34 protein-coding genes and 1 pseudogene are annotated in these 21,282 nt (G+C 68.3%); 1 reads left to right on the top strand and 34 read right to left on the bottom strand.

The annotated features are described in order from the left end of the window. Positions 1-331 precede the first annotated feature (331 nt). Positions 332-1,882 carry a S8 family peptidase gene (locus tag VET29_RS16230; protein ID WP_414636512.1) on the top strand — a complete coding sequence of 517 codons (1,551 nt, stop codon included), beginning with the start codon at positions 332-334 and terminating at the stop codon, positions 1,880-1,882. Positions 1,883-1,934: 52 nt separating this feature from the next. On the opposite strand, the gene truA is transcribed toward VET29_RS16230, so the two are convergent. From truA to rplC, 34 genes and pseudogenes are all read right to left on the bottom strand, one after another. Beyond that, on the bottom strand, positions 1,935-2,705 hold the full coding sequence (truA, locus tag VET29_RS16225; RefSeq protein ID WP_324920968.1) for a tRNA pseudouridine(38-40) synthase TruA: 771 nt from the start codon (positions 2,703-2,705) through the stop codon (positions 1,935-1,937). A gap of 266 nt (positions 2,706-2,971) precedes the next feature. Next, positions 2,972-3,496: pseudogene (rplQ, locus tag VET29_RS16220) on the bottom strand (50S ribosomal protein L17); the annotation flags it as partial. Then, positions 3,496-4,557: a DNA-directed RNA polymerase subunit alpha gene (locus VET29_RS16215; protein WP_324920928.1), complete on the bottom strand. Its 1,062-nt coding sequence runs from the start codon at positions 4,555-4,557 to the stop codon at positions 3,496-3,498. The pseudogene rplQ and the gene VET29_RS16215, both read right to left, overlap by 1 nt. A gap of 89 nt (positions 4,558-4,646) precedes the next feature. Then, positions 4,647-5,252, bottom strand: coding sequence for a 30S ribosomal protein S4 (gene rpsD / locus VET29_RS16210; protein ID WP_324920926.1), 606 nt, complete (start codon positions 5,250-5,252; stop codon positions 4,647-4,649). An 18-nt stretch (positions 5,253-5,270) separates the two neighbouring features. Continuing rightward, complete coding sequence (rpsK, locus tag VET29_RS16205) at positions 5,271-5,678, bottom strand: 30S ribosomal protein S11 (RefSeq protein ID WP_324920924.1); 408 nt, start codon at positions 5,676-5,678, stop codon at positions 5,271-5,273. An 18-nt stretch (positions 5,679-5,696) separates the two neighbouring features. Beyond that, positions 5,697-5,900 (bottom strand): hypothetical protein, encoded by a 204-nt coding sequence (locus VET29_RS16200; RefSeq protein WP_324920922.1) that lies wholly within the window; start codon positions 5,898-5,900, stop codon positions 5,697-5,699. Then, complete coding sequence (gene rpsM, locus VET29_RS16195; protein ID WP_324920920.1) at positions 5,897-6,277, bottom strand: 30S ribosomal protein S13; 381 nt, start codon at positions 6,275-6,277, stop codon at positions 5,897-5,899. Before rpsM ends, VET29_RS16200 begins: the two co-directional genes overlap by 4 nt. Positions 6,278-6,415: 138 nt before the next feature. After that, entirely contained in the window at positions 6,416-6,529 is a 114-nt protein-coding gene (rpmJ, locus tag VET29_RS16190; RefSeq protein WP_010148647.1) for a 50S ribosomal protein L36, read from the bottom strand. Positions 6,530-6,557: 28 nt separating this feature from the next. Beyond that, complete coding sequence (infA, locus tag VET29_RS16185) at positions 6,558-6,779, bottom strand: translation initiation factor IF-1 (protein ID WP_005166804.1); 222 nt, start codon at positions 6,777-6,779, stop codon at positions 6,558-6,560. Between the two features lie 125 nt (positions 6,780-6,904). Then, a complete protein-coding gene (locus VET29_RS16180; protein WP_324920898.1) occupies positions 6,905-7,093 on the bottom strand; it encodes a hypothetical protein in 189 nt (62 codons plus the stop codon). A 661-nt stretch (positions 7,094-7,754) separates the two neighbouring features. Continuing rightward, positions 7,755-8,522 carry a type I methionyl aminopeptidase gene (gene map, locus VET29_RS16175; protein ID WP_324920965.1) on the bottom strand — a complete coding sequence of 256 codons (768 nt, stop codon included), beginning with the start codon at positions 8,520-8,522 and terminating at the stop codon, positions 7,755-7,757. A 44-nt stretch (positions 8,523-8,566) separates the two neighbouring features. Continuing rightward, positions 8,567-9,121, bottom strand: coding sequence for an adenylate kinase (locus VET29_RS16170; protein WP_324920896.1), 555 nt, complete (start codon positions 9,119-9,121; stop codon positions 8,567-8,569). Beyond that, positions 9,118-10,419 carry a preprotein translocase subunit SecY gene (gene secY, locus VET29_RS16165; RefSeq protein ID WP_324920893.1) on the bottom strand — a complete coding sequence of 434 codons (1,302 nt, stop codon included), beginning with the start codon at positions 10,417-10,419 and terminating at the stop codon, positions 9,118-9,120. The genes VET29_RS16170 and secY overlap by 4 nt, the downstream gene beginning before the upstream one ends. A gap of 241 nt (positions 10,420-10,660) precedes the next feature. Then, entirely contained in the window at positions 10,661-11,818 is a 1,158-nt protein-coding gene (locus VET29_RS16160) for a hypothetical protein (RefSeq protein ID WP_324920891.1), read from the bottom strand. Positions 11,819-11,948: 130 nt separating this feature from the next. Continuing rightward, positions 11,949-12,395, bottom strand: coding sequence for a 50S ribosomal protein L15 (rplO, locus tag VET29_RS16155; RefSeq protein WP_324920963.1), 447 nt, complete (start codon positions 12,393-12,395; stop codon positions 11,949-11,951). Further along, positions 12,392-12,577 (bottom strand): 50S ribosomal protein L30, encoded by a 186-nt coding sequence (gene rpmD / locus VET29_RS16150; protein ID WP_324920889.1) that lies wholly within the window; start codon positions 12,575-12,577, stop codon positions 12,392-12,394. Before rpmD ends, rplO begins: the two co-directional genes overlap by 4 nt. Positions 12,578-12,581: 4 nt before the next feature. Further along, complete coding sequence (gene rpsE / locus VET29_RS16145) at positions 12,582-13,238, bottom strand: 30S ribosomal protein S5 (RefSeq protein WP_324920887.1); 657 nt, start codon at positions 13,236-13,238, stop codon at positions 12,582-12,584. Positions 13,239-13,269: 31 nt separating this feature from the next. Beyond that, entirely contained in the window at positions 13,270-13,674 is a 405-nt protein-coding gene (rplR, locus tag VET29_RS16140) for a 50S ribosomal protein L18 (RefSeq protein WP_324920885.1), read from the bottom strand. Between the two features lie 2 nt (positions 13,675-13,676). Then, a complete protein-coding gene (gene rplF, locus VET29_RS16135) occupies positions 13,677-14,216 on the bottom strand; it encodes a 50S ribosomal protein L6 (protein ID WP_324920884.1) in 540 nt (179 codons plus the stop codon). 20 nt (positions 14,217-14,236) lie between these two features. Next, a complete protein-coding gene (gene rpsH, locus VET29_RS16130) occupies positions 14,237-14,635 on the bottom strand; it encodes a 30S ribosomal protein S8 (RefSeq protein WP_133906301.1) in 399 nt (132 codons plus the stop codon). Between the two features lie 61 nt (positions 14,636-14,696). Continuing rightward, positions 14,697-14,882, bottom strand: a complete 186-nt coding sequence (locus VET29_RS16125; RefSeq protein WP_075133135.1) for a type Z 30S ribosomal protein S14 — start codon at positions 14,880-14,882, stop codon at positions 14,697-14,699. A 4-nt stretch (positions 14,883-14,886) separates the two neighbouring features. Next, the gene (rplE, locus tag VET29_RS16120; protein ID WP_324920876.1) at positions 14,887-15,450 is read right to left on the bottom strand and encodes a 50S ribosomal protein L5; all 564 of its coding nucleotides are present in this window, start codon (positions 15,448-15,450) and stop codon (positions 14,887-14,889) included. Further along, complete coding sequence (gene rplX / locus VET29_RS16115; RefSeq protein ID WP_324920874.1) at positions 15,450-15,785, bottom strand: 50S ribosomal protein L24; 336 nt, start codon at positions 15,783-15,785, stop codon at positions 15,450-15,452. The genes rplE and rplX overlap by 1 nt, the downstream gene beginning before the upstream one ends. A 1-nt stretch (position 15,786) precedes the next feature. Beyond that, positions 15,787-16,155 carry a 50S ribosomal protein L14 gene (gene rplN / locus VET29_RS16110; RefSeq protein WP_324920871.1) on the bottom strand — a complete coding sequence of 123 codons (369 nt, stop codon included), beginning with the start codon at positions 16,153-16,155 and terminating at the stop codon, positions 15,787-15,789. Beyond that, entirely contained in the window at positions 16,152-16,436 is a 285-nt protein-coding gene (rpsQ, locus tag VET29_RS16105) for a 30S ribosomal protein S17 (RefSeq protein ID WP_324920868.1), read from the bottom strand. Before rpsQ ends, rplN begins: the two co-directional genes overlap by 4 nt. Next, positions 16,433-16,681, bottom strand: coding sequence for a 50S ribosomal protein L29 (gene rpmC, locus VET29_RS16100; protein ID WP_324920865.1), 249 nt, complete (start codon positions 16,679-16,681; stop codon positions 16,433-16,435). Before rpmC ends, rpsQ begins: the two co-directional genes overlap by 4 nt. Then, complete coding sequence (rplP, locus tag VET29_RS16095; protein ID WP_324920862.1) at positions 16,681-17,100, bottom strand: 50S ribosomal protein L16; 420 nt, start codon at positions 17,098-17,100, stop codon at positions 16,681-16,683. The genes rpmC and rplP overlap by 1 nt, the downstream gene beginning before the upstream one ends. A gap of 3 nt (positions 17,101-17,103) precedes the next feature. Then, positions 17,104-18,021, bottom strand: coding sequence for a 30S ribosomal protein S3 (gene rpsC / locus VET29_RS16090; RefSeq protein ID WP_324920860.1), 918 nt, complete (start codon positions 18,019-18,021; stop codon positions 17,104-17,106). Next, positions 18,021-18,452 (bottom strand): 50S ribosomal protein L22, encoded by a 432-nt coding sequence (gene rplV, locus VET29_RS16085; protein WP_324920858.1) that lies wholly within the window; start codon positions 18,450-18,452, stop codon positions 18,021-18,023. Before rplV ends, rpsC begins: the two co-directional genes overlap by 1 nt. Positions 18,453-18,470: 18 nt before the next feature. Further along, positions 18,471-18,752, bottom strand: a complete 282-nt coding sequence (gene rpsS / locus VET29_RS16080; protein ID WP_075126579.1) for a 30S ribosomal protein S19 — start codon at positions 18,750-18,752, stop codon at positions 18,471-18,473. A gap of 19 nt (positions 18,753-18,771) precedes the next feature. Then, positions 18,772-19,608 carry a 50S ribosomal protein L2 gene (gene rplB, locus VET29_RS16075; protein ID WP_324920854.1) on the bottom strand — a complete coding sequence of 279 codons (837 nt, stop codon included), beginning with the start codon at positions 19,606-19,608 and terminating at the stop codon, positions 18,772-18,774. A 34-nt stretch (positions 19,609-19,642) separates the two neighbouring features. After that, the gene (gene rplW, locus VET29_RS16070) at positions 19,643-19,942 is read right to left on the bottom strand and encodes a 50S ribosomal protein L23 (protein WP_324920851.1); all 300 of its coding nucleotides are present in this window, start codon (positions 19,940-19,942) and stop codon (positions 19,643-19,645) included. Continuing rightward, complete coding sequence (gene rplD / locus VET29_RS16065; protein ID WP_324920847.1) at positions 19,939-20,625, bottom strand: 50S ribosomal protein L4; 687 nt, start codon at positions 20,623-20,625, stop codon at positions 19,939-19,941. The genes rplW and rplD overlap by 4 nt, the downstream gene beginning before the upstream one ends. Next, on the bottom strand, positions 20,622-21,275 hold the full coding sequence (rplC, locus tag VET29_RS16060) for a 50S ribosomal protein L3 (RefSeq protein ID WP_324920844.1): 654 nt from the start codon (positions 21,273-21,275) through the stop codon (positions 20,622-20,624). Before rplC ends, rplD begins: the two co-directional genes overlap by 4 nt. Positions 21,276-21,282: the final 7 nt, after the last annotated feature.

The following is a 21,282-nucleotide window of genomic DNA, read 5'->3' as shown; positions in this document are numbered from 1 at the left end:
GAGGTAGCTGTTGGGTGGTGTGGACCTGCGTTCGAAGATCTTCGGGGTACGTCTGGTTTCCCTCAGGTATCCCGTTGGGGGTTCTGCGGGTCGCTGAGATTCGGGCGGGGGCACTCGGCGCAACTTTTGCGGCCGTTCGGTGGAACTTGTTCCCAAGCGTAGGTCAAGTGTTCATAAGTAACTTCCCGAACACGCGTGACTCTATTGCGTAACCGCTCGTCGCGTACGAATGTGGGAGATAGTTCGCTTGCGAACGACGTCCTCTCCCCTACGCGACGAGACCTCCACGAGGGCTGGGGGTCCGTGCGCCCTGCGACAAGGAGAAACGGGAATGGGAAGGTCTCATGCCGTCTCCATGAGACGGCTTATGTCAGCTGGGTTCGCCACAGCCGCGGCTGTGGGCCTCGCGGTCGTCGGCATCACGCCGGCGTCGGCCGCCGAGGGCCAGATCCTCGGCGCCGGCACGGCTGACTCGATCGACGGCAGCTACATCGTCGTCTACAAGGACTCCGCCGCGGCCGAGGCGAAGAGCACCGCCACCTCGCTCGGGTCCAAGGTCAACTACCGGTACGACGCCGTCTTCAGCGGGTTCGCGGCCTCGATGACCGAACAGCAGGCCAAGCAGCTCGCCGCCGACCCGGACGTCGCCTACGTGGCGCAGAACCACCGGGTCCACATCACGACCGACCAGCCCAACCCGCCGTCATGGGGCCTGGACCGCGTCGACCAGCGGAACCTGCCACTCAACCAGAACTACGCGTACTCGACCACGGCCAGCAACGTGCACGCGTACATCATCGACACGGGCGCGGACCTGGACCACCCCGACTTCGGCGGCCGGATGACCTCCGGCTTCGACGCCGTCGACGGCGGCACCGCCGATGACGGCCACGGCCACGGCACCCACGTCTCCGGCAACATCGGCGGCACGACCTACGGTCTGGCCAAGGGCGTGCAACTCGTCGCCGTCCGCGTGCTGGACAACGGCGGCTCCGGCACGGAGGCGGGCGTCGTCGCCGGCATCAACTGGGTGACCGCCAACGCGATCAAACCGGCCGTGGCGAACATGAGCCTCGGTGGCGGCGGCAACACACCCATCGACAACGCCGTGAAGTCCTCGATCGCGTCGGGCGTCACCTACGCGATCGCGTCGGGCAACTCGAACGCCGACGCCTGTGGCTTCTCGCCGGCCCGCGTGCCGGAGGCGATCACCGTCAACGCCACGGACACCAACGACGCGCGTGCCTCGTTCTCGAACTTCGGCACCTGCACCGACATCTTCGCACCGGGCGTGAACATCACGTCCGACTGGCTCAACGGCGGCACGAACACGATCAGCGGCACGTCGATGGCGACGCCGCACGTGGCCGGCGCGGCGGCCCTGTACCTGGCCGACCACCCGACCGCGACGCCGCAGCAGGTGCGCGACGCCCTGGTCGCCAACGCCACGCCCAACAAGGTCACCAACCCCAACACGCAGAACCCGGTGCTCCTGTACACAGGCACGGAGCCCCCGCCGGACCCGCCGTCCAACGGCGCCTGCCCGGCCGCGACCAACGGCACCGACTTCGCGATCAACGACAACTCGACCGTGAGCAGCCCGATCACGATCTCCGGCTGCTCGGGGACCGCCAGCGACGGCTCGACGGTCGAGGTGCACATCGTGCACACCTACATCGGTGACCTGGTCGTCGACCTCGTCGCCCCGGACGGGTCGGTGTACAACCTGCACAACCGGGCCGGCGGCAGCGCCGACAACATCAACCAGACCTACACCGTGAACCTGGCGAGTGAGACCGCCAACGGCACGTGGAACCTCCGCGTCCGCGACGCCGCCTCCCTCGACACGGGACGCATCGACACCTGGACGCTCGACCTGTAGGCAACGCCTGCGCGGATGGGCCCCTCCACGCCGGAGGGGCCCATCTCCTTGTTCAGAGCCGTTCGCGGACGTTGCGGGTCTGTTCGGCCCTGGCGGCCAGCTGGTCGTCGGGGGGGTAGTCCACGCCCACCAGGGTCAGGCCGTGGGCCGGGGCCACCGTGATCGTGCTCGGGCGGGTCGCCGCGGTCAGCATCGAGGCCGGCCAGTCGCCCGGCTTGCGGCCCTCGCCCACCGCCAGCAGTGCCCCGACGAGGCTGCGGACCATCGAGTGGCAGAACGCGTCCGCGGACACCTCCACGGACACCAGCGTGCCGTTGCGGGTCCATCGCAGGCGTTGGAGGTCGCGGATGGTCGTCGCGCCGTCGCGACGGCGGCAGAAGGCCACGAAGTCGTGCAGGCCAAGGAGACGCTCGGCCGCCTCGTTCATTGCGTCGACGTCCAGCGGCCGTGGCCACGTCACGGTGTCCTTGCGGCGTAAGGGATCCGCGGACCACTGCGCGTCGCACACGCGGTAGACGTAGTGGCGGCGGACCGCCGAGAAGCGGGCGTCGAACCCGGGGGGCGCGACGCGGATCCCGTGGACCCGCACGTCCGCGGGCAGTGGGCGCGCCAGGCGCGACAGGTCCGGCGCGGCCGGCAGGTCCGTGTGGGCCACCTGGCCGGACGCGTGCACCCCGGCGTCGGTGCGGCCGGCGACCGTGAGCCGGACGTCGTGGCGCAACACGAGCGCCATGGTGTCCTCGATGACCGCGCATACCGTGCGGCGGCCCGGTTGCCGGGCCCAGCCGGAGAAATCCGTGCCGTCGTAGGCGATCTCGAGCAGGAAGCGGACGAGCCCGCCGGCCCCGGGGGGCGCGACGGGCTCGTCCGGGACGAGACCGGTCAGGACTCGTCTTCCTGCGTCTTCGGCCTGCTGAAGCCGGCGGCTTCCGCGTCCTCGGCCGTGGCGAACCACACCTCGGGGTCGGTCTGCTCGTAGTGCGGCGACTCCTGGTCGTGGAACAGCATCGAGTTGGCGTTGCCCTTGATCGGGAAGCCCTCGGGCGCCGAGCCGTCCTCCAGCGGGGCATGGCTGCCCGCGCCGTAGGGGTGCTCGTCGTCCGACTCGCTCTCCTCGACCTCGACGTCCGCGTCCTCGGCGGCGGCCTCGGTCGCGGTCTCCTCGGCCTCCTCCGTCGCGGCGGCGGACTCGGACTTGGCCTTCTCGTCCTTGGCGAACCGCGTCTTGCGCGCGGCCTCGGCCTCGGCGGTGACCGTCTTCTCAGCCACCAGCTCGATGATCGCCATGGGGGCGTTGTCGCCCTTGCGCGGGAGCGTCTTCAGGATCCGGGTGTAGCCACCGTTGCGGTCGGCGAAGAACGGGCCGATCTCCGTGACGAGCCGGTGCACGATCCCCTTGTCCCGGATCAACTGCATGATCTGGCGACGGTTGTGGAGATCACCCTTCTTCGCCTTGGTGATCAGGCGCTCCGCGTACGGCCGCAGCTTCTTGGCCTTGGCCTGGGTGGTGTGGATCCGGCCGTGCTCGAACAGCGATGTGGCAAGGTTTGCCAGCATCAGCCGCTCGTGGGCCGGCGAGCCGCCCAGGCGGGCGCCCTTGGTTGGCGTGGGCATTACAGCTGCTCCGTCTCCGCGTAGTCCTGGCCGTCATCGTGACCGCTGTCCCCACCGACACCGGTGTCCGAGGACCAACCTTCGCTCGCGTAGTCCGAGGCGGCGGTGGTCGGGTCGAACCCGGGCGGGCTGTCCTTCAGCGCCAGGCCGAGACCGACGAGCTTCATCTTGACCTCGTCGATCGACTTCGCACCGAAGTTGCGGATGTCCAGCAGGTCCGCCTCGCTGCGCGACACCAGCTCACCCACGGTGTGGATGCCCTCGCGCTTGAGGCAGTTGTACGAACGCACGGTGAGGTCGAGGTCCTCGATCGGCATCGCGTAGGCGGCGATGGTGTCCGCCTCCTGCGGCGACGGACCGATCTCGATCCCCTCGGCGTCCACGTTGAGCTCGCGGGCGAGGCCGAACAGCTCGACCAGCGTCTTGCCGGCCGACGCGACGGCGTCCCGCGGGGTGATCGAGGGCTTGGTCTCGACGTCGAGGATCAGCCGGTCGAAGTCGGTGCGCTGCTCGACACGCGTCGCCTCGACCTTGTAGGTGACCCGCAGGACGGGCGAGTAGATCGAGTCGACCGGGATACGGCCGATCTCGGCGCCCGCCTGCTTGTTCTGCACGGCCGGCACGTAGCCGCGGCCGCGCTCGACGACCAGCTCGATCTCGAGCTTGCCCTTGCCGTTCAGGGTGGCGATGTGCAGGTCCGGGTTGTGCACCGTGACGCCGGCCGGCGGCACGATGTCGCCCGCGGTGACCTCGCCGGGGCCCTGCTTGCGCAGGTACATGGTGACCGGCTCGTCCTCCTCGGAGCTGACGACCAGCTCCTTGAGGTTGAGGATGATGTCGGTGACGTCTTCCTTCACGCCCGGCACGGTGGTGAACTCGTGCAGCACACCGTCGATGCGGATGCTGGTCACCGAGGCGCCCGGGATGGACGACAGAAGCGTCCGGCGCAGCGAGTTGCCCAGCGTGTAGCCGAAGCCGGGCTCCAGCGGCTCGATGGTGAACCGCGAACGCGTCTCGTTGACCGGCTCCTCGCCGAGCGAGGGCCGCTGTGAAATCAGCACTTTCTTTTTCCTTTACCTCAGGGGCGACCGCTATTTGACGCCCACCGGAGATGTGCCGGGAGGCGGCTGGCGCCGCCTCCCGGGATGAATCACTTCGAGTAGAACTCGACGATCAGCTGCTCCTGCACGGGCACGTCGATCTGTGCGCGCTCGGGCAGCTGGTGCACGAGGATCCGCATCGTGTTCGGCACGACCTGCAGCCAGCCCGGGATGGGCCGGTCGCCGAAGGACTCCTTGGCGGCGACGAACGGCAGCGTGGGCATCGACTTCGGCTTCACGTCGATGATGTCGAACTTCGACACCTGGAAGCTCGGGACGTTGACCCTCTTGCCGTTGACGATGAAGTGGCCGTGGCTGACCAGCTGCCGCGCCTGGCGGCGGGTGCGGGCGAGGCCCGCGCGGTACACCACGTTGTCCAGCCGCGACTCGAGCAGCTGCAGCAGCGCCTCACCGGTCTTGCCCTTGGTGCGCGCGGCCTGCTCGTAGTAGCGACGGAACTGCCGCTCCAGCACGCCATAGGTGTAGCGAGCCTTCTGCTTCTCCTGCAGCTGCAGGAGGTACTCGCTCTCCTTGACCCGACCGCGGCCGTGCTGGCCGGGCGGGTACGGGCGGCGCTCGAACGCGCGGTCGCCGCCGACGAGGTCAACCTTGTACCGCCGTGACTTCTTGGTCACGGGGCCGGTGTAACGAGCCATTCTCTACTCCCCCGATCCCTAGACCCGGCGCCGCTTCGGCGGACGGCACCCGTTGTGCGGCTGTGGCGTGACGTCCTGGATGGTCCCGACCTCGAGGCCCGCCGCCTGAAGCGACCGGATCGCGGTCTCCCGGCCGGAACCGGGGCCCTTCACGAAGACGTCGACCTTGCGCATGCCGTGTTCCGCGGCCTTGCGGGCCGCGTTCTCGGCCGCCATCTGCGCCGCGAACGGGGTCGACTTGCGGGAGCCCTTGAAGCCGACGTGGCCGCTGGAGGCCCAGCTGATCACGTTGCCGGCGGGGTCGGTGATGGAGACGATCGTGTTGTTGAACGTGCTCTTGATGTGCGCGTGGCCATGAGAGACGTTCTTCTTTTCCTTGCGCCGGACCTTCTTGACGCCGGCGCCCTGACGGGACTTGGGTGGCATTGCTTCGGGGTGCTCCTGTTAGCGCGAGGAAGTCGAGGTCTGGGTGATCGCGGGCTCCGCGGTCGGTTCGAAATCACCGTCGCGGGCGGCCTCGTGCTTGAAGCCGGGCACGCGGTAGAGGTCGCGGAGTGCCTGTGGCCGGGCGCTCTTCGGCGCCACCTGAAGGGCCACGAACTGCCGGTTGCGACGTCGCTGTGCGACGACCGATACGACCTGGCTCACTTCTTACCAGCCTTCTTCTTGCCGGCGACGGTCTTCTTCGGGCCCTTGCGGGTGCGGGCGTTGGTCTTGGTCCGCTGACCACGCACTGGCAGGCCACGACGCCAACGAATGCCCTCGTAGCAACCGATCTCGATCTTGCGCCGGATGTCGGCATTCACCTCGCGGCGGAGGTCACCCTCGACCTTGAAGTTCGTCTCGATGTATTCCCGCAGCTTCGTGACGTCCTCGTCGGACAGGTCCTTCGCGCGCAGGTCCGGGCTGATCCCGGTCTCGGTCAGCAGCTCCTTGGAGCGCGTACGGCCGATGCCGTAGATGTAGGTCAGCGCGATCTCCATCCGCTTCTCGCGGGGGAGGTCGACGCCAGCAACGCGTGCCATATCTCCTCTTGAAGGTAGTTTCCAGGTCTTCTCCCCAGCCGCCCCGCACGGTGGCGGGCGCCGGCCTGGTCCGACGGTGAACCGAGCCCGAGTGGCTCGGCAGGCTTGGGGAGGGCCTCTTCAGTCAGTGCGGTGTGATCAGCCCTGGCGCTGCTTGTGGCGCAGGTTCTCGCAGATCACCATGACCCGCCCATGACGGCGGATCACCTTGCACTTGTCGCAGATCTTCTTGACGCTCGGCTGGACCTTCACGTCCCTGTCTCTCTTGTATTCGGTGGCTCTACTTGTAGCGGTAGACGATTCGGCCGCGGGACAGGTCGTAGGGCGAGAGCTCCACGACCACTCGGTCCTCGGGCAGGATGCGGATGTAGTGCTGCCGCATCTTGCCGCTGATATGTGCAAGGACCTTGTGTCCGTTCTCCAACTCGACCCTGAACATCGCGTTGGGGAGCGGCTCCACCACACGGCCTTCGACCTCGATAGCCCCGTCTTTTTTGCCCATGTCCTCCGCGTTTCGTCTTCGACGCAGCCCGCCGCACATGTACCTGGCTGGCTACACGCATGACGGAGACGGCGCAACGGGTGCGCCACCGAACTAGTCTACGCGCGTGTTTTGAACAGGAGAAATCAGCCCCCCGATACCAGGAACTGCCAGCCGGCCCGCCACCAGGTCAGCGTGCCGAGCCGCCGCCCGACTGCCGCCAACGGCGGCCGACGGGCCGCCGTGACGCCGGAGCCGGGTCGGCCACCGCGCAGTTCCAGCATAGCGAAACCGGCCATGAGCAGGGCGAACGCCGTGACGTGCCACTTGTGCACCGGCAGCCCTCCGTTATGGGGCCGGGCCAGGCAGACCTCGGCCGCGAGCCGGACGAGGGGCAGCGACGTTCGGCCAGGTCCGCCGGTGAAAGTGGGTCGAGGATCACACTCGGTGTTCGGGCGGTCCCACCGGCCGGGCCGAGGATCAGGCCGCTGGGGGAACCGGGCCACGCGGACACGCACACCGACCGTGGTCCTCAGCCACCATCGGGGTCTCAGGTCCGCCGGATCGGGGTCCGGGCGCGAGGGAGAGTGCGGCGGCTCGCCACAGCGATGGGGACGGCCGAGGGCCGGGACATCGAGATCACCCAACCGAGGGACACGGCGGCGAGGGCGACTCCGCGATGACTCCCCTGTTCGTCCGTGCCAACTCGGGTGCGGCCGTGAATTTTCCGCGGCCCACGCAAGACGGCGGCCCACGCGCTCCGAACCAGTCGTGACGAGGGGGCGACGATGCGACTACTGATGGGCAGCGTCGTGCAGGCCAGCGCGACCTGCTAGTGTCCCGCGCCGGAAATGCGGTGACTAAGTCGGTGGATCCAGGTTTCTGCTGGCAAGACGCCGGTTCGCCCTCGTACTGGGTCGTACTTGGGCGAACCGGCAACGCCGCCAGCAGGAAGCTGGGCCGCCGAATTAGTCGCCTGATTTCCGGCGCGGGACACTAGGGCGCGGTCAGCACCCAGGGACCGTCGTCGGTCACGGCGACCGTGTGCTCCCAGTGGGCGGCGCGGGAACCGTCGGCGGTCACGACGGTCCAGCCGTCGGCCAGCTCCTCCGTTGCCTCGTCGCCGCGGGTGAGCATCGGCTCGATGGCGATGGCCATGCCGGGGCGCAGGCGCGGGCCCTTGCCCGGCTTGCCGAAGTTGGGCAGGAACGGCTCCATGTGCATCGACGTCCCGATGCCGTGGCCGCCGTACTCGCGGACGATGCCGTAGGTCGTCCCGGAGGCGTGCTCGGTCGCGTGCACGGACTCCTCGATGGCGTGGGAGATGTCGGTCAGGTGGCCGCCGACGACCACGGCCTTGATGCCGGCCTCCATGGCCGCGCGGGTGGCGTCGGACAGGGCCTGGTCCTCGGGGGTCACGGTGCCTACCGCGACCGTCACCGCGGAGTCGCCGTGCCAGCCCTCCAGGATGGCGCCGCAGTCCACCGAGATCAGGTCGCCTTCGGACAGGACCTGGGTGCGGGACGGGATGCCGTGGACGATCTGCTCGTTCACCGAAGCGCAGATGGTCGCCGGGTAGCCGTGGTAGCCGAGGAACGACGGGACGGCGCCCGCGTCGCGGATCGTCTGCGCGGCCAGCTCGTCCAGCTCGGCCGTGCTCACGCCGGGGCGAATGGCCGCGACGACGTCGGCGAGCGCCTTCGCCACGACCAGGCCGGCGGCACGCATGGCCTCCAGCTCGGTCGGGCTCTTCAGCTCGATCATGGGACGGTTACGCCACTGTCGCAGCGCGTCGACCAGCGCACGGGTCACGTCCGGTCGCGAAGGGCGGCGAGGATCCGGTCGGTGACCTGGTCCACCTCGCCGACACCGTCGACGGTCACCAGCAGGTCCCGGTAGTAGTCGAGCAGCGGCGCCGTCTCCGACTGGTACACGTGCAGCCGGTGCCGGATGACGCCGTCGTTGTCGTCCGAGCGGCCGCGTACGAGCAGCCGCTGGACGAGCACGTCCTCGCTGACCTCGATCTGCACGACCGCGTCCAGCTTCTGGTCGGACTCCGCCAGCACCTTGGCCAGTACCTCGGCCTGGCCGATGTTGCGGGGGAAGCCGTCGAGCAGGAAGCCGTCCTCGGTGTCGGCCTGGTGGAGCCGCTCGATCAGCATCTGGTTGGTGATCTCGTCCGGCACGAGACCGCCGCTGTCGAGGATGTGCTTGACCTCCCGACCGAGCTCCGTCTCCTCCGCGATGTTCTTGCGGAACAGGTCCCCGGTGGAGATGTGCGGAATCCCCAGCTTCTCGCTCAGCGCGGTCGCCTGGGTGCCCTTGCCCGCACCTGGCGGACCCACCAGAACGAGTCTTGTCACTTGAGGAACCCTTCGTAGTTGCGCTGCATGAGCTGGCTTTCGATCTGCTTGACGGTGTCAAGGCCAACGCCAACCATGATCAGAACAGCGGTGCCACCGAAGGGGAAGTTCTGGTTCTGGCCGCTACCGGTCAGGTCGAGGAAGAAGTTCGGGAGCACCGCGATGATGCCGAGGTAGATCGACCCGGGCAGGGTGATCCGGCTCAGCACGAACTGCAGGTACTCGGAAGTCGGGCGGCCGGGGCGGATACCCGGGATGAAGCCGCCGTACTTCTTCATGTCCTCGGCCCGCTCCTGCGGGTTGAACTGGATGCCGATGTAGAAGTACGTGAAGAAGATGATCATCGCGAAGTAGATCGCGATGTGCACCCAGTCCGACTGGGCGGTGAGGTGCTCGGAGACGAACCTCGTCCACCAGTTGTTGGTGTTGCCGGCGAGCCTGGTGATCAGGTCGGGCAGGTACAGCAGCGACGACGCGAAGATGATCGGGATGACGCCGGCCTGGTTGACCTTCATCGGCAGGTAGGTCGAGGTGCCGCCGTACATGCGCCGGCCGACCATGCGCTTGGCGTACTGCACCGGGATGCGGCGCTGGCCCTGCTCCAGGAACACGACGCCGACGATGATGCAGAGGCCGAAGAAGCAGACGACCGTGAAGATCAGCGGGCCGCCGTTGCTCCAGATGTTGCCGCCCTCGGCCGGGATGCGGGCCGCGATGTTCACGAACATCAGCAGCGACATGCCGTTGCCGATGCCACGCTCGGTGATGAGCTCGCCGAACCACATGATCACCGAGGTGCCGGCGGTCATCGTGATGACGATGATGGCCAGGTCCCAGATGCCGTTCTTCGGGATGATCGGGTCCTGGCAGTCACCGAACAGGCCGCCGCGGTTGGCCATGGCGATGATGCCGGTGGCCTGCAGAATCGCGAGACCGATGGTCAGGTACCGGGTGTACTGCGTCAGCTTGCCCTGGCCGGACTGGCCTTCCTTGCGCAGCTGCTCGAACCGCGGGATGACCACGGTGAGCAGCTGGATGATGATGCTCGCGGTGATGTAGGGCATGATCCCGAGCGCGAACACCGACAGCTGGAGCAGCGCACCGCCGCTGAACAGGTTCAGCAGCTGGTAGATGCTCTGGTTGTCGACCTTCGCGACACACTTCTGCACGTTCGGATACGAGACACCCGGGGACGGCAGCAACGCGCCGACCCGATAGATCGCGATGATCATCAGGGTGAAAAGGATCTTGCGGCGCAGGTCCGGCGTCATGAGAGCCGAGCGGAAGGCGCTGAGCACCCAAGGACCTCCTCGACGTCGCCGGCGATTCTTCGCCGACGATCGGCTTTGCCGGCTGTTCACCGGCCGGGAACACGCACCTGGCCGTCAACGAGCTGGCAAGCCAGAACGCTTCGGGGGACACTCCACCCGAAGCGTGCTCCCGACTTTAACAGGAGGCACGTCGGCTTCTGCACCCCCTCGCCTGTTCCACCCGCCGTTGCACCGTTCGGCCTACCCAATACGCCCAGAAACCGCTCGACTACACGTTCGGCGGCTCGGCCAGCGGATCCTCGGTGGGCGGGATGGCCGGACCCGGCGGTTTCCCCGGCGACGGCGGGGCGTCCGGGACGACGATCGGTCCCGGCTCCACGGCGGCCGGCGGCTGGCCGGTCGGCCCGGGGTGCCCGTTGACCTGGCCGGGCGGGAGCGCGGACGGGTCCTGCGTGGCGGGGGCCGGGGGCGGCCCGGTCAACGGGTCGACGGTGTGCGCCTGGCCCCCAGGGGAGATCGGCTGGCCGGTCAGCGGGTCCACGGCGTTCGGCGGCTGGGCGGGCAGTCCGGCCGGCGGGCTCGTTCGACCCGTCAGCGGCCCGCTGCCCGCCGGCGGGCTCGCCGGGCCCTGAGCCAGCGGTTGGCCCGTCAGCGGGTCGACCGCGAGCCCCACGGCCCCCGTCACGCCCGGCACGGGCTCCGGTGGCAGGGCGTGGACCACCGGCTGGTGCCGCGGGACCTGACGCGGCAGTGTCATGCCGTACGGCGGCGTCGACAGGTACGGGTTCCCCGGCGGCGGCAGGGGCTGCCAGGCCGGGTCGCGGGCCGGGAGCAGGGACAGCACCGCCGCCGCGAAGCCGAACAGGACCGCGACCAGCAGCAGCCAGTAGCCGACGAGGTAGGAGCCGGACGTCTCGACGCCGAGCCCCAGGGCGCCCAGCGAGTCGAAGTACTCGACGCCGCTGTTGGCCACGACGGCGATCGTCCAGACGGTGCCGATCAGGAACGCGACGCCCGCAGTCATGAGCGAGCCGGACGCGCGGCCGGTGGTGCGGCCGGCCGACGGCGTGGCCGCGTACCAGCAGGCACACGCCGCGCCCGCCAGGATCACCGCCGCGAACACCAGGGGATAGCCGACCTTGGGGACCTGGATCGTTTCGGAGCCGGCCCGCCTCGGGCTGACCTCCACACTCCACGGCGTGTACGTGAACTCGATCCGGTTCACGTCGCTGAAGTCGCTGTCGACGTGCAGCTCGCCCGAGTACAGCGGCAGGAACGCGCTCGCGATCACCAGCACCAGCGCGGCGAAGCACAGCACCGCGGCGGTCACCCTGACCGGCTTCCAGCGGGTCGGCACCGTCATCGGCCGCAACGCGGTCATCGCGGCCGGGTACATGGGCATACCTGGCCGCTCCCCCATAGTCATGTCTGGAGCGTCGCCTATCGGATGCTTGAGCCACAAGACAGAAAAGTCACGATTATGCGTGAACACAGACGAAACGGCCGGCGGGGACGAATCCCCGCCGGCCGTTTCGGTGGTACTCCGGTGGAACCGGCTACAGCTTGGTGGCGCTGCCGCCCGCCGCCGTCAGCTTCTCCTGCGCGCTCTTGGAGAACGCGTGGGCCGTGACGTCGAGCTTGACGGACAGGTCGCCGTCGCCGAGCACCTTCACGAGCTCGTTCTTGCGGACCAGGCCCGCCTTCACCAGCTCGTCCACGCCGACCGTGCCGCCGTCGGCGAACACGCGGGCGATGTCGCCCAGGTTCACCGGCTGGTACTCGGTGCGGAAGCGGTTCTTGAAGCCACGGAGCTTCGGCAACCGCATGTGGATCGGCATCTGGCCGCCCTCGAAGCGCGCCGGCACGTTCTTGCGTGCCTTCGTGCCCTTGGTACCGCGGCCGGCGGTCTTGCCGCCCTTGCCACCCTCACCACGGCCGACCCGCTGCTTCTCCGTCTTGGCGCCGGGCGCCGGACGGAGGTGGTGGATCTTGATCGCCATCAGTCTTCGACCTCCTCGACGGTCACCAGGTGGCGGACCGTGTGGATCAGGCCGCGGATCTGCGGGGTGTCCTCACGCACGGTGGTCTGGCGGATCTTCCGCAGGCCCAACGTGCGCAGGGTCTCCCGGTGGTTGCGCTTGGTCCCGATGACGCTGCGGACCTGGGTCACCTTGAGCTGTGCCATGTCCTCACGCCCCCTGACCAGCCTGCGCACGCGCCCGCAGCATGCCGGCCGGGGCCACGTCCTCCAGCGGAAGACCACGGCGGGCCGCGACCTCCTCCGGACGCTGCAGACCCTTCAGCGCGGCCACCGTAGCGTGCACGATGTTGATCGCGTTGTCGCTGCCGAGCGACTTCGACAGCACGTCGTGGATACCGGCGCACTCCAGCACGGCACGCACCGGGCCACCGGCGATGACGCCGGTACCGGCCGAGGCCGGGCGCAGGAGCACCACGCCGGCGGCACGCTCACCCTGGATCGGGTGCGGGATGGTGCCGGCGATCCTCGGGACCTTGAAGAAGTTCTTCTTCGCCTCCTCCACACCCTTGGCGATCGCGGCCGGCACCTCCTTCGCCTTGCCGTAGCCGACACCGACCATGCCGTCACCGTCGCCCACCACGACCAGCGCGGTGAAGCTGAAGCGACGACCACCCTTCACGACCTTGGCGACCCGGTTGATGGCCACCACTCGCTCCAAGTGCGGGGTCTTGTCCTGGGCCGCCCCGCCACGGCCCCCATCGCGACGGTCCCGACGGTCCCGACGGTCACCGCGGTCTCCGCGGTTGTCACCGCCCTGGCCGCCCTGCTGGTGGCCGCCGCCGAATTGCCGTGAACGTCCCGGCATCAGGCGATCCTTCCCATGATCTTTTGCATGTCTAGAACTCCAGCCCGGCTTCCCGAGCCGCGTCGGCGAGCGCCGCGATCCGGCCGTGGTAGTCGTGACCACCGCGGTCGAACACGACCTTGGTGATCCCGGCGTTCTTGGCACGGTCGGCCACTAGCTGGCCCACCTTCGCCGAGCGGGCCTTCTTGTCGCCGTCCAGCGCCCGGACGTCCGCCTCGAGGCTGGTCGCCGCGGCGATCGTGCGCCCGGTCAGGTCGTCGACCAGCTGGGCCACGATGTGCCGCGAGGACCGGGTGACCGCCAGACGCGGCCGCTCGGCGGTGCCCTGCAGCTTCCGGCGGACCCGGAAGTGCCGGCGGGCCTTCGCGACCCGGCGACGCGTCGAGATGTCCTTGCCCAGCGGCTTGCGCCGCTTGGTAACAGTCGCTTCGCTCATGATCACTTACCCGTCTTTCCGACCTTGCGCCGGATCTTCTCGCCCGCGTACCGCACGCCCTTGCCCTTGTACGGGTCGGGCTTGCGCAGCTTGCGGATGTTCGCGGCGACCTCGCCGACCAGCTGCTTGTCGATCCCCTGCACGGAGAACCGGGTCTGGTTCTCGACCACGAAGGTGATGCCCTCCGGCGGCGAGACCTTGACCGGGTGCGAGAACCCGAGCGAGAACTCCAGTTCCGAACCCTTGAGCTGCACGCGGTAACCGACGCCGTGGATCTCGAGCTTCTTCTCGTAGCCGTCGGTGACACCGACGACCAGGTTGTTCACCAGCGACCGGGTCAGGCCGTGCAGCGCGCGGTTGCGGCGCTCGTCGTCGGGGCGCTTGACCTCGAGGACACCGTCCTCGCCGCGCTCCACGACGATCGGCTCCGCCACCGTGTGCGCGAGGGTGCCCTTGGGGCCCTTCACGCTGATGCTCTGGCCGTCGATCTTCACGTCCACGTTGGTCGGGACGGGGATCGGCAGCCTACCGATGCGAGACATCTGTCTACTCCCCTTTCCCGCTACCAGACGTAGGCGAGGACTTCCCCGCCCATCCGCTGCTTGCTCGCCTGCCGGTCGGTGAGCAGGCCGGCCGACGTGGAGATGATCGCCACGCCAAGGCCGCCGAGCACCTTCGGCAGGTTGGTCGACTTCGCGTACACCCGCAGACCGGGCTTGGACACCCGCCGCAGACCCGCGATGCTGCGCTCGCGGTTCGGGCCGTACTTGAGCTCGACGACGAGGTTCTTGCCCTTCTCGCCGTCTTCGTCGCGGTAGCCCATGATGTAGCCCTCGCGCTTGAGGATCTCCGCGATGTTGGCCTTGAGCTTCGAGTGCGGAAGCACGACCTCGTCGTGGTACGCCGAGTTGGCGTTACGCAGACGGGTCAAGAAGTCTGCGATCGGGTCGGTCATCGTCATGGTGACCTGTCAACCTTTCTCGCCATGGTTCCCTCACGGGCCTGTGGCGATCTCCTGGGTGTTACCAGCTGGACTTGGAGACGCCGGGAAGCTCGCCGCGGTGGGCCATCTCCCGCAGGCAGACGCGGCAGAGGCCGAACTTGCGGAAGACCGCGCGCGGACGGCCACAGCGCTGGCAGCGGGTGTAGCCCCGCACCTTGAACTTCGGCTTCTGCGCCGCCTTGTGGACAAGAGCTTTCTTGGCCATTCGCTCAGTTCTCCTTGAACGGGAAGCCAAGACGCCGCAGCAGCGCCCTGCCCTCATCGTCGTTGGTGGCGGTGGTGACGACGGTGATGTCCATCCCCCGCTGCCGGTCGATCGAGTCCGGGTTGATCTCGTGGAACATCGACTGCTCGTTGAGACCGAACGTGTAGTTGCCGTTGCCGTCGAACTGCTTGGGCGACAGGCCGCGGAAGTCACGGATACGCGGCAGCGCGATGGTCAGCAGCCGGTCCAGGAACTCCCACATGCGGTCGCCGCGCAGGGTCACCTTGGCGCCGATCGGCATGCCCTCACGCAGCTTGAACTGCGCGATGGACTTGGTGGCCCGCCGCACCTGCGGCTTCTGCCCGGTGATCAGCGACAGGTCGCGCAACGCGCCCTCGATCAGCTTGCCGTCGCGGGCGGCGTCACCGACGCCCATGTTCACCACGACCTTGACGACGCGAGGCACCTGCATCACGTTGTCGTAGGTGAAATCCTGCTGCAGGCCCGCCGCGATCTCCTCGCGGTAGCGGGTCTTGAGCCGCGGAATGGTTTTCTCTGCGGTGGTCATCAGACTTCCTTCGGCTCGCCGTTCTTGTCCTGGCCGGCCTTGCCACGTGCGACGCGGACCTTCTTGCCGTCCTCGCCGATCTTGTAGCCGACGCGGACCGCCTTGCCATCGACGACCAGCATCACGTTGCTGACGTCGATGGGGGCTTCCTGCGTGACGATTCCGCCTGACTGGGCACCGCGCTGCGTCTGGGTGATCCGGGTGTGCTTCTTGATCCGGTTCACGCCCTCCACGAGGACCTTGCCGGTCGCCGGGTAGGCCTGGATGACCTTGCCCTTGGCGCCCTTGTCCCGGCCGGCGATGACGACGACCTCGTCGCCCTTCTTAATCTTCATGTCAGAGCACCTCCGGAGCCAGCGAGATGATCTTCATGAACTTCTTGTCGCGCAGTTCGCGACCGACCGGTCCGAAGATGCGGGTGCCCCGCGGCTCATTGTCCGGCTTGATCAGCACGGCGGCGTTCTCGTCGAACCGGATGTAGGACCCGTCCGGGCGGCGCTTCTCCTTGGTGGTCCGGACGATGACCGCCTTGACGACGTCGCCCTTCTTCACCCCCGCGCCCGGGATCGCGTCCTTGACGGTCGCGACGATGATGTCGCCGATGCCCGCGTAGCGACGCGCGGAGCCGCCCAGCACACGGATGCAGAGGATCTCCTTCGCACCCGTGTTGTCGGCGACGCGCAGTCGCGATTCCTGCTGGATCACTTTGCCTTCTCCACGATCTCCACGAGCCGCCACCGCTTGGTGGCCGACAGCGGGCGGGTCTCCATCAGCAGCACGCGGTCGCCGACGCCGGCGGTGTTCTCCTCGTCGTGCGCCTTGACCTTGGTCGTGGAGCGCATGACCTTGCCGTAGAGCGGGTGCTTCTTACGGTCCTCGAGCGCGACCACGATCGTCTTGTCCATCTTGTCCGACACGACCAGGCCCTCACGGACCTTGCGGCGGCCGCGTGGCTTGTTCTCTGTCGTCTCAGTCGTCTCACTCATGCGGCACCCTCATCACTGGAAGCTTCATCCGGCGACACCGACAGCCCCAGCTCACGCTCACGCATCACGGTGTAGATCCGAGCGATGTCGTGCCGGACCGTACGGAGGCGACGGTTGTTGTCCATCTGACCGGTCGCCATCTGGAACCGAAGGTTGAACAGCTCTTCCTTCGACTCGCGCAGGCGCAGGACGAGCTCCTCGTCGTTCAGCTCGCGCATCTCGGACGCGTTCGTACCAGCGGCCATCAGAAGTCACCACCCTCACGCGTGACGATGCGGCACTTCATCGGGAGCTTGTGAATGGCCCTCGTGAGCGCCTCGCGTGCGACCGTCTCGTTCGGGAAGCTCAGCTCGAACATGACCCGACCCGGCTTGACGTTCGCGATCCAGTACTCCGGCGAGCCCTTGCCGGAACCCATGCGGGTCTCGGCGGGCTTCTTGGTGAGCGGGCGGTCCGGGAAGATGTTGATCCAGACCTTGCCGCCACGGCGGATGTGCCGGTTGATGGCGATACGAGCGGACTCGATCTGCCTGTTGGTCACGTACGCCGGCTGAAGCGCCTGGATGCCGAACTCCCCGAAGGTGACCCGGGTACCGCCCTTGGCAGCGCCGCCCCGCTTGGGGTGGTGCTGCTTGCGGTGCCTGACCTTGCGTGGGATGAGCACTGCTCAGCCCTCCCCGTCAGTCGCGTTGTTCACGGTTGGCTCGGCCCCGTTCACCTGCGGAGCCTCCGCCGCGGTCTCCGCCGGAGCGGGAGCGCGGCCGGCGTCGCCACTCGGCGCGCCGCCACCACTGGGTGCGCCACCACTCTGGGCGCCACCACTCTGCGCGCCGCCACCCGATGCGCCACCGCTCGGCGCACCGCCACCGGCGGCACCCCGGCGGGCCCGCGTCGGGCGCTCGCGCCGCGGCGCACGCTCGGACGGGGCCTGGCTGCGGGCATCGGCCTCACGCCGGCCACCGACGACGTCACCCTTGTAGATCCAGACCTTCACGCCGATGCGGCCGAAGGTCGTGCGGGCCTCGAAGAAGCCGTAGTCGATGTCGGCACGCAGCGTGTGCAGCGGCACCCGGCCCTCGCGGTAGTGCTCGGAGCGGGACATCTCGGCGCCGCCGAGACGGCCGCCGCACTGCACGCGGATGCCCTTGACCTGCGGGCTGCGCATGGCCGACTGGATGGCCTTGCGCATCGCGCGGCGGAAGGAGACACGGTTGGACAGCTGCTCAGCGGTCACCTGCGCGACCAGCTGGGCGTCGGCCTCGGGGTTCTTGACCTCGAGGATGTTCAGCTGCACCTGCTTGCCCGAGAGCTTCTCGAGCTCGCCTCGGATGCGGTCCGCCTCGGCGCCACGGCGACCGATGACGATGCCCGGACGCGCGGTGTGGATGTCGACGCGAACCCGGTCCCGGGTGCGCTCGATCTCCACCTTCGAGATCCCGGCGCGCTCCATGCCCTTGGACAGGAGCTTGCGGATCTTCACGTCCTCGGCCACGTACTCCGCGTACTGCTTGTCGGCATACCAGCGGGACTTCCAGTCAGTGGTGATCCCGAGCCGGAAGCCGTGCGGGTTGATCTTCTGACCCACTAGCTGGCACTCCTCTTCGCACTGGACTTACGACCCTTCGCAGCGGCCGCCTTCTTCGGCTCCGGCTTCGGCCGCGACTCCACCTCGACGGTGATGTGGCTGGTCCGCTTCCGGATCCGGTACGCGCGGCCCTGGGCCCGCGGGCGGAACCGCTTGAGGGTCGGGCCCTCGTCCACGTAGACCTGGCTGATCCAGAGCGTCTCCGGGTCAAGGTCCAGGTTGTTCTCGGCGTTGGCCACGGCGCTCGCGAGCACCTTGGCCACCGGCTCGCTGGCGGCCTGCGGCGCGAAACGGAGCACGTTCAGTGCATCCTCGGCGCTGCGGCCCCTGATCAGCTCGACCACCCTGCGCACCTTCATCGGCGTGGCGCGGACGTAGCGAGCCCGAGCAATCGCGCGCGGAAGCTCTTCCACCGCGGTCTCGTCACTCATCGCTTACTCCCTAGTCCTCTAGCGCCTGCGCGCCTTGCGGTCGTCCTTCACGTGCCCCTTGAAGGTGCGGGTCGGGGCGAACTCGCCCAGCTTGTGCCCGACCATGGACTCCGAGATGAAGACCGGCACGTGCTTGCGGCCGTCGTGCACCGCGATCGTGTGGCCCAGCATGTCCGGGATGATCGTCGAACGGCGCGACCAGGTCTTGATCACCGTCTTCTTGCCGGACTCGTTGAGCGCGTCCACCTTCTTGAGCAGGTGGTCGTCGACGAACGGGCCCTTCTTCAAACTCCTAGGCATCTGTCACTCCCTCCTGCTCTTAGCGCTTCTTGCCGGTCCGGCGACGACGGACGATCATCCGGTCGCTGGCCTTGCCCTTGCGGCGGGTGCGGCCCTCGGGCTTACCCGCCGGGTTCACCGGGTGGCGACCACCGGACGTCTTGCCCTCACCGCCACCGTGCGGGTGGTCGACCGGGTTCATCGCGACACCGCGGACGGTCGGGCGCTTGCCCTTCCACCGCATGCGGCCCGCCTTGCCCCAGTTGATGTTGGCGTGCTCGGAGTTGCCGACCTCGCCGACCGTGGCACGGCAGCGCACGTCCACGTTGCGGATCTCGCCGGAGGGCATACGCAGCTGGGCGTAGGGGCCTTCCTTCGCGACCAGCTGGACGCGGGCACCCGCCGAACGGGCGATCTTGGCACCGCCGCCGGGCCGCAGCTCGATGGCGTGCACCACGGTGCCGACCGGGATGTTGCGCAGCGGCAGGGCGTTGCCCGGCTTGATGTCCGCGCTCGGCCCGTTCTCGATCCGGTCACCCTGCCTGAGCTTGTCCGGCGCGATGATGTAGCGCTTCTCGCCGTCCGCGTAGTGCAGCAGCGCGATCCGCGCGGTCCGGTTGGGGTCGTACTCGATGTGCGCGACCTTGGCCGGCACGCCGTCCTTGTCGTGCCGGCGGAAGTCGATCAGCCGGTACGCACGCTTGTGGCCACCACCCTTGTGCCGGGTGGTGATCTTGCCGTGCACGTTTCGGCCGCCGCGGCCGTGCAGCGGCCGGACCAGCGACTTCTCCGGCTCCGAGCGGGTGATCTCGGCGAAGTCGGAGACGCTCGCGCCACGACGCCCCGGCGTCGTCGGCTTGTACTTGCGAATGCCCATCTCTACGCAGTCCCTTGGGTCTCTACTCGCCGGCTCAAGAGGCCGGGCCGCCGAAGATCTCGATCGGCTTGCTCTCCTCGGACAGGGTCACGATCGCGCGCTTGGTGTCCTTGCGCTTGCCGTACCCGCTCCGGGTGCGCTTGCGCTTGCCCTGCCGGTTCAGCGTGTTCACGCTCACGACCTGCACGCCGAACACCTTCTCGACCGCGATCTTGATCTCGGTCTTGTTCGCGTGCGGCGCGACGACGAACGTGTACTTGTTCTCCTCGAGCAGCCCGTAGGACTTCTCGGAGATCACCGGCGCGAGCAGCACGTCTCGGGGGTCGGGGATCACTTGGCCTCCTCCTGCTCGACCTCGCCGGAGCGCGCGGTGGCCTTGGCGGAACGACCCTGGACCGGGCCCTCCAGGAAGGCCTGCAGCGCGTCCTTGGTGAAGACGACGTCGTCGTTGACCAGCACGTCATAGGTGTTCAGCTGGTCCGGCGCGATCGGGTGCACGTTCGGCAGGTTGCGCACCGAGAGCCAGCTGTTCGCGTCCTCACGGGTGAGGACCAGCAGCACGTGCTTGGCCTCGGTGAACGACTCCAGCGCGATCCGGGCGGCCTTGGTGGACGGCTTCTCGTCGTCGACCAGGCCGCTCACCACGTGCACCTGGCCGGCGCGGGCGCGGTCGGAGAGGGCGCCCCTGAGGGCGGCGGCCTTCATCTTCTTCGGCACCCGCTGCGTGTAGTCACGCGGCTGGGGGCCGTGGACCGTGCCACCGCCGGCGAACTGCGGCGCCCGGGTCGAACCCTGGCGGGCGCGGCCGGTGCCCTTCTGCCGGTACGGCTTCTTGCCGCCGCCGCTGACCTCGCCGCGGGTCTTCGTCGAGTGCGTGCCCTGCCGGGCCGCGGCCTGCTGCGCGACGACCACCTGGTGCATCAGCGCGATGTTGGCCTGCACGTCGAAGATCTCCGCGGGCAGGTCGACGGAGCCGTCGGTCTTGCCTTCGGGGGTCTTGATCTCAACGCTGGTCACTGCTCATCACCCTTCGCGGCGGTCTTGAGGAACACCACGCCGCCCTTGGGCCCGGGGACCGCGCCCTTGAGGAGGATCAGCCCGTCCTCGGCGTCCACACGGTGGACGGTGAGGTTCTGGGTGGTGACCTTCACGTGGCCCATGCGGCCGGCCATGCGCAGGCCCCTGAACACGCGGCCAGGGGTGGCACAGCCACCGATGGAGCCGGGTGAGCGGTGCTTGCGCTGCGTGCCGTGGGAGGCGCTCAGGCCCTTGAAGCCGTGGCGCTTCATGACGCCCGCGTAGCCCTTGCCCTTGCTGGTGCCGGTCGCGTCGATGACCGCGCCAACCTCGAACACCTCAGCGGTGATCTCCTGGCCCAGCTCGTAGCTGTCGGCGTCGGTGGTACGCAGCTCGGCGAGGTACCGGCGCGGCGTGACGCCGGCCTTGGCGAAGTGGCCCTTCTCGGGCTTGTTCACCTTGCGGGGCTTGATCTCGCCGAACGCCAGCTGCACCGCGGTGTACCCGTCGTTGTCCTGGGTACGGATCTGGGTGACCACGTTCGGGCCGGCCTTGACGACGGTCACCGGGACGATCCGGTTGTTCTCGTCGAAGACCTGGGTCATCCCGAGCTTCGTGCCCAGGATCCCTTTCATCTGCCGGGAAGACATTAGTGCT

The organism is Actinophytocola sp. (assembly GCF_035634895.1).
Classification (GTDB): domain Bacteria; phylum Actinomycetota; class Actinomycetes; order Mycobacteriales; family Pseudonocardiaceae; genus Actinophytocola.
Note: the sequence above shows the minus strand (reverse complement) of the source record. Positions and strands in the feature narration are given on the sequence as shown.

What these genes read in the sequence shown, in the direction of transcription:
- rpmD (WP_324920889.1), bottom strand. Translation starts at nt 12,577, where the DNA reads ATGGCACAGCTCAAGGTGACCCAGGTCCGCAGCGTCATCGGGACCAAG.
- rplV (WP_324920858.1), bottom strand. Translation starts at nt 18,452, where the DNA reads ATGAGTGACGAGACCGCGGTGGAAGAGCTTCCGCGCGCGATTGCTCGG.
- rpsM (WP_324920920.1), bottom strand. Translation starts at nt 6,277, where the DNA reads ATGGCACGCGTTGCTGGCGTCGACCTCCCCCGCGAGAAGCGGATGGAG.
- rplB (WP_324920854.1), bottom strand. Translation starts at nt 19,608, where the DNA reads ATGGGCATTCGCAAGTACAAGCCGACGACGCCGGGGCGTCGTGGCGCG.
- rpsK (WP_324920924.1), bottom strand. Translation starts at nt 5,678, where the DNA reads ATGCCACCCAAGTCCCGTCAGGGCGCCGGCGTCAAGAAGGTCCGGCGC.
- rplC (WP_324920844.1), bottom strand. Translation starts at nt 21,275, where the DNA reads ATGTCTTCCCGGCAGATGAAAGGGATCCTGGGCACGAAGCTCGGGATG.
- rplR (WP_324920885.1), bottom strand. Translation starts at nt 13,674, where the DNA reads ATGAGCGAAGCGACTGTTACCAAGCGGCGCAAGCCGCTGGGCAAGGAC.
- rplE (WP_324920876.1), bottom strand. Translation starts at nt 15,450, where the DNA reads ATGACCACCGCAGAGAAAACCATTCCGCGGCTCAAGACCCGCTACCGC.
- map (WP_324920965.1), bottom strand. Translation starts at nt 8,522, where the DNA reads ATGATCGAGCTGAAGAGCCCGACCGAGCTGGAGGCCATGCGTGCCGCC.
- VET29_RS16125 (WP_075133135.1), bottom strand. Translation starts at nt 14,882, where the DNA reads ATGGCCAAGAAAGCTCTTGTCCACAAGGCGGCGCAGAAGCCGAAGTTC.
- infA (WP_005166804.1), bottom strand. Translation starts at nt 6,779, where the DNA reads ATGGGCAAAAAAGACGGGGCTATCGAGGTCGAAGGCCGTGTGGTGGAG.
- rplF (WP_324920884.1), bottom strand. Translation starts at nt 14,216, where the DNA reads ATGTCTCGCATCGGTAGGCTGCCGATCCCCGTCCCGACCAACGTGGAC.
- VET29_RS16230 (WP_414636512.1), top strand. Translation starts at nt 332, where the DNA reads ATGGGAAGGTCTCATGCCGTCTCCATGAGACGGCTTATGTCAGCTGGG.
- VET29_RS16160 (WP_324920891.1), bottom strand. Translation starts at nt 11,818, where the DNA reads ATGACTATGGGGGAGCGGCCAGGTATGCCCATGTACCCGGCCGCGATG.
- rpsD (WP_324920926.1), bottom strand. Translation starts at nt 5,252, where the DNA reads ATGGCTCGTTACACCGGCCCCGTGACCAAGAAGTCACGGCGGTACAAG.
- rpsE (WP_324920887.1), bottom strand. Translation starts at nt 13,238, where the DNA reads ATGCCGGGACGTTCACGGCAATTCGGCGGCGGCCACCAGCAGGGCGGC.
- rpmC (WP_324920865.1), bottom strand. Translation starts at nt 16,681, where the DNA reads ATGGCCGCTGGTACGAACGCGTCCGAGATGCGCGAGCTGAACGACGAG.
- rpsS (WP_075126579.1), bottom strand. Translation starts at nt 18,752, where the DNA reads ATGCCTAGGAGTTTGAAGAAGGGCCCGTTCGTCGACGACCACCTGCTC.
- rpsH (WP_133906301.1), bottom strand. Translation starts at nt 14,635, where the DNA reads ATGACGATGACCGACCCGATCGCAGACTTCTTGACCCGTCTGCGTAAC.
- rpsQ (WP_324920868.1), bottom strand. Translation starts at nt 16,436, where the DNA reads ATGAGTGAGACGACTGAGACGACAGAGAACAAGCCACGCGGCCGCCGC.
- rplX (WP_324920874.1), bottom strand. Translation starts at nt 15,785, where the DNA reads ATGAAGATTAAGAAGGGCGACGAGGTCGTCGTCATCGCCGGCCGGGAC.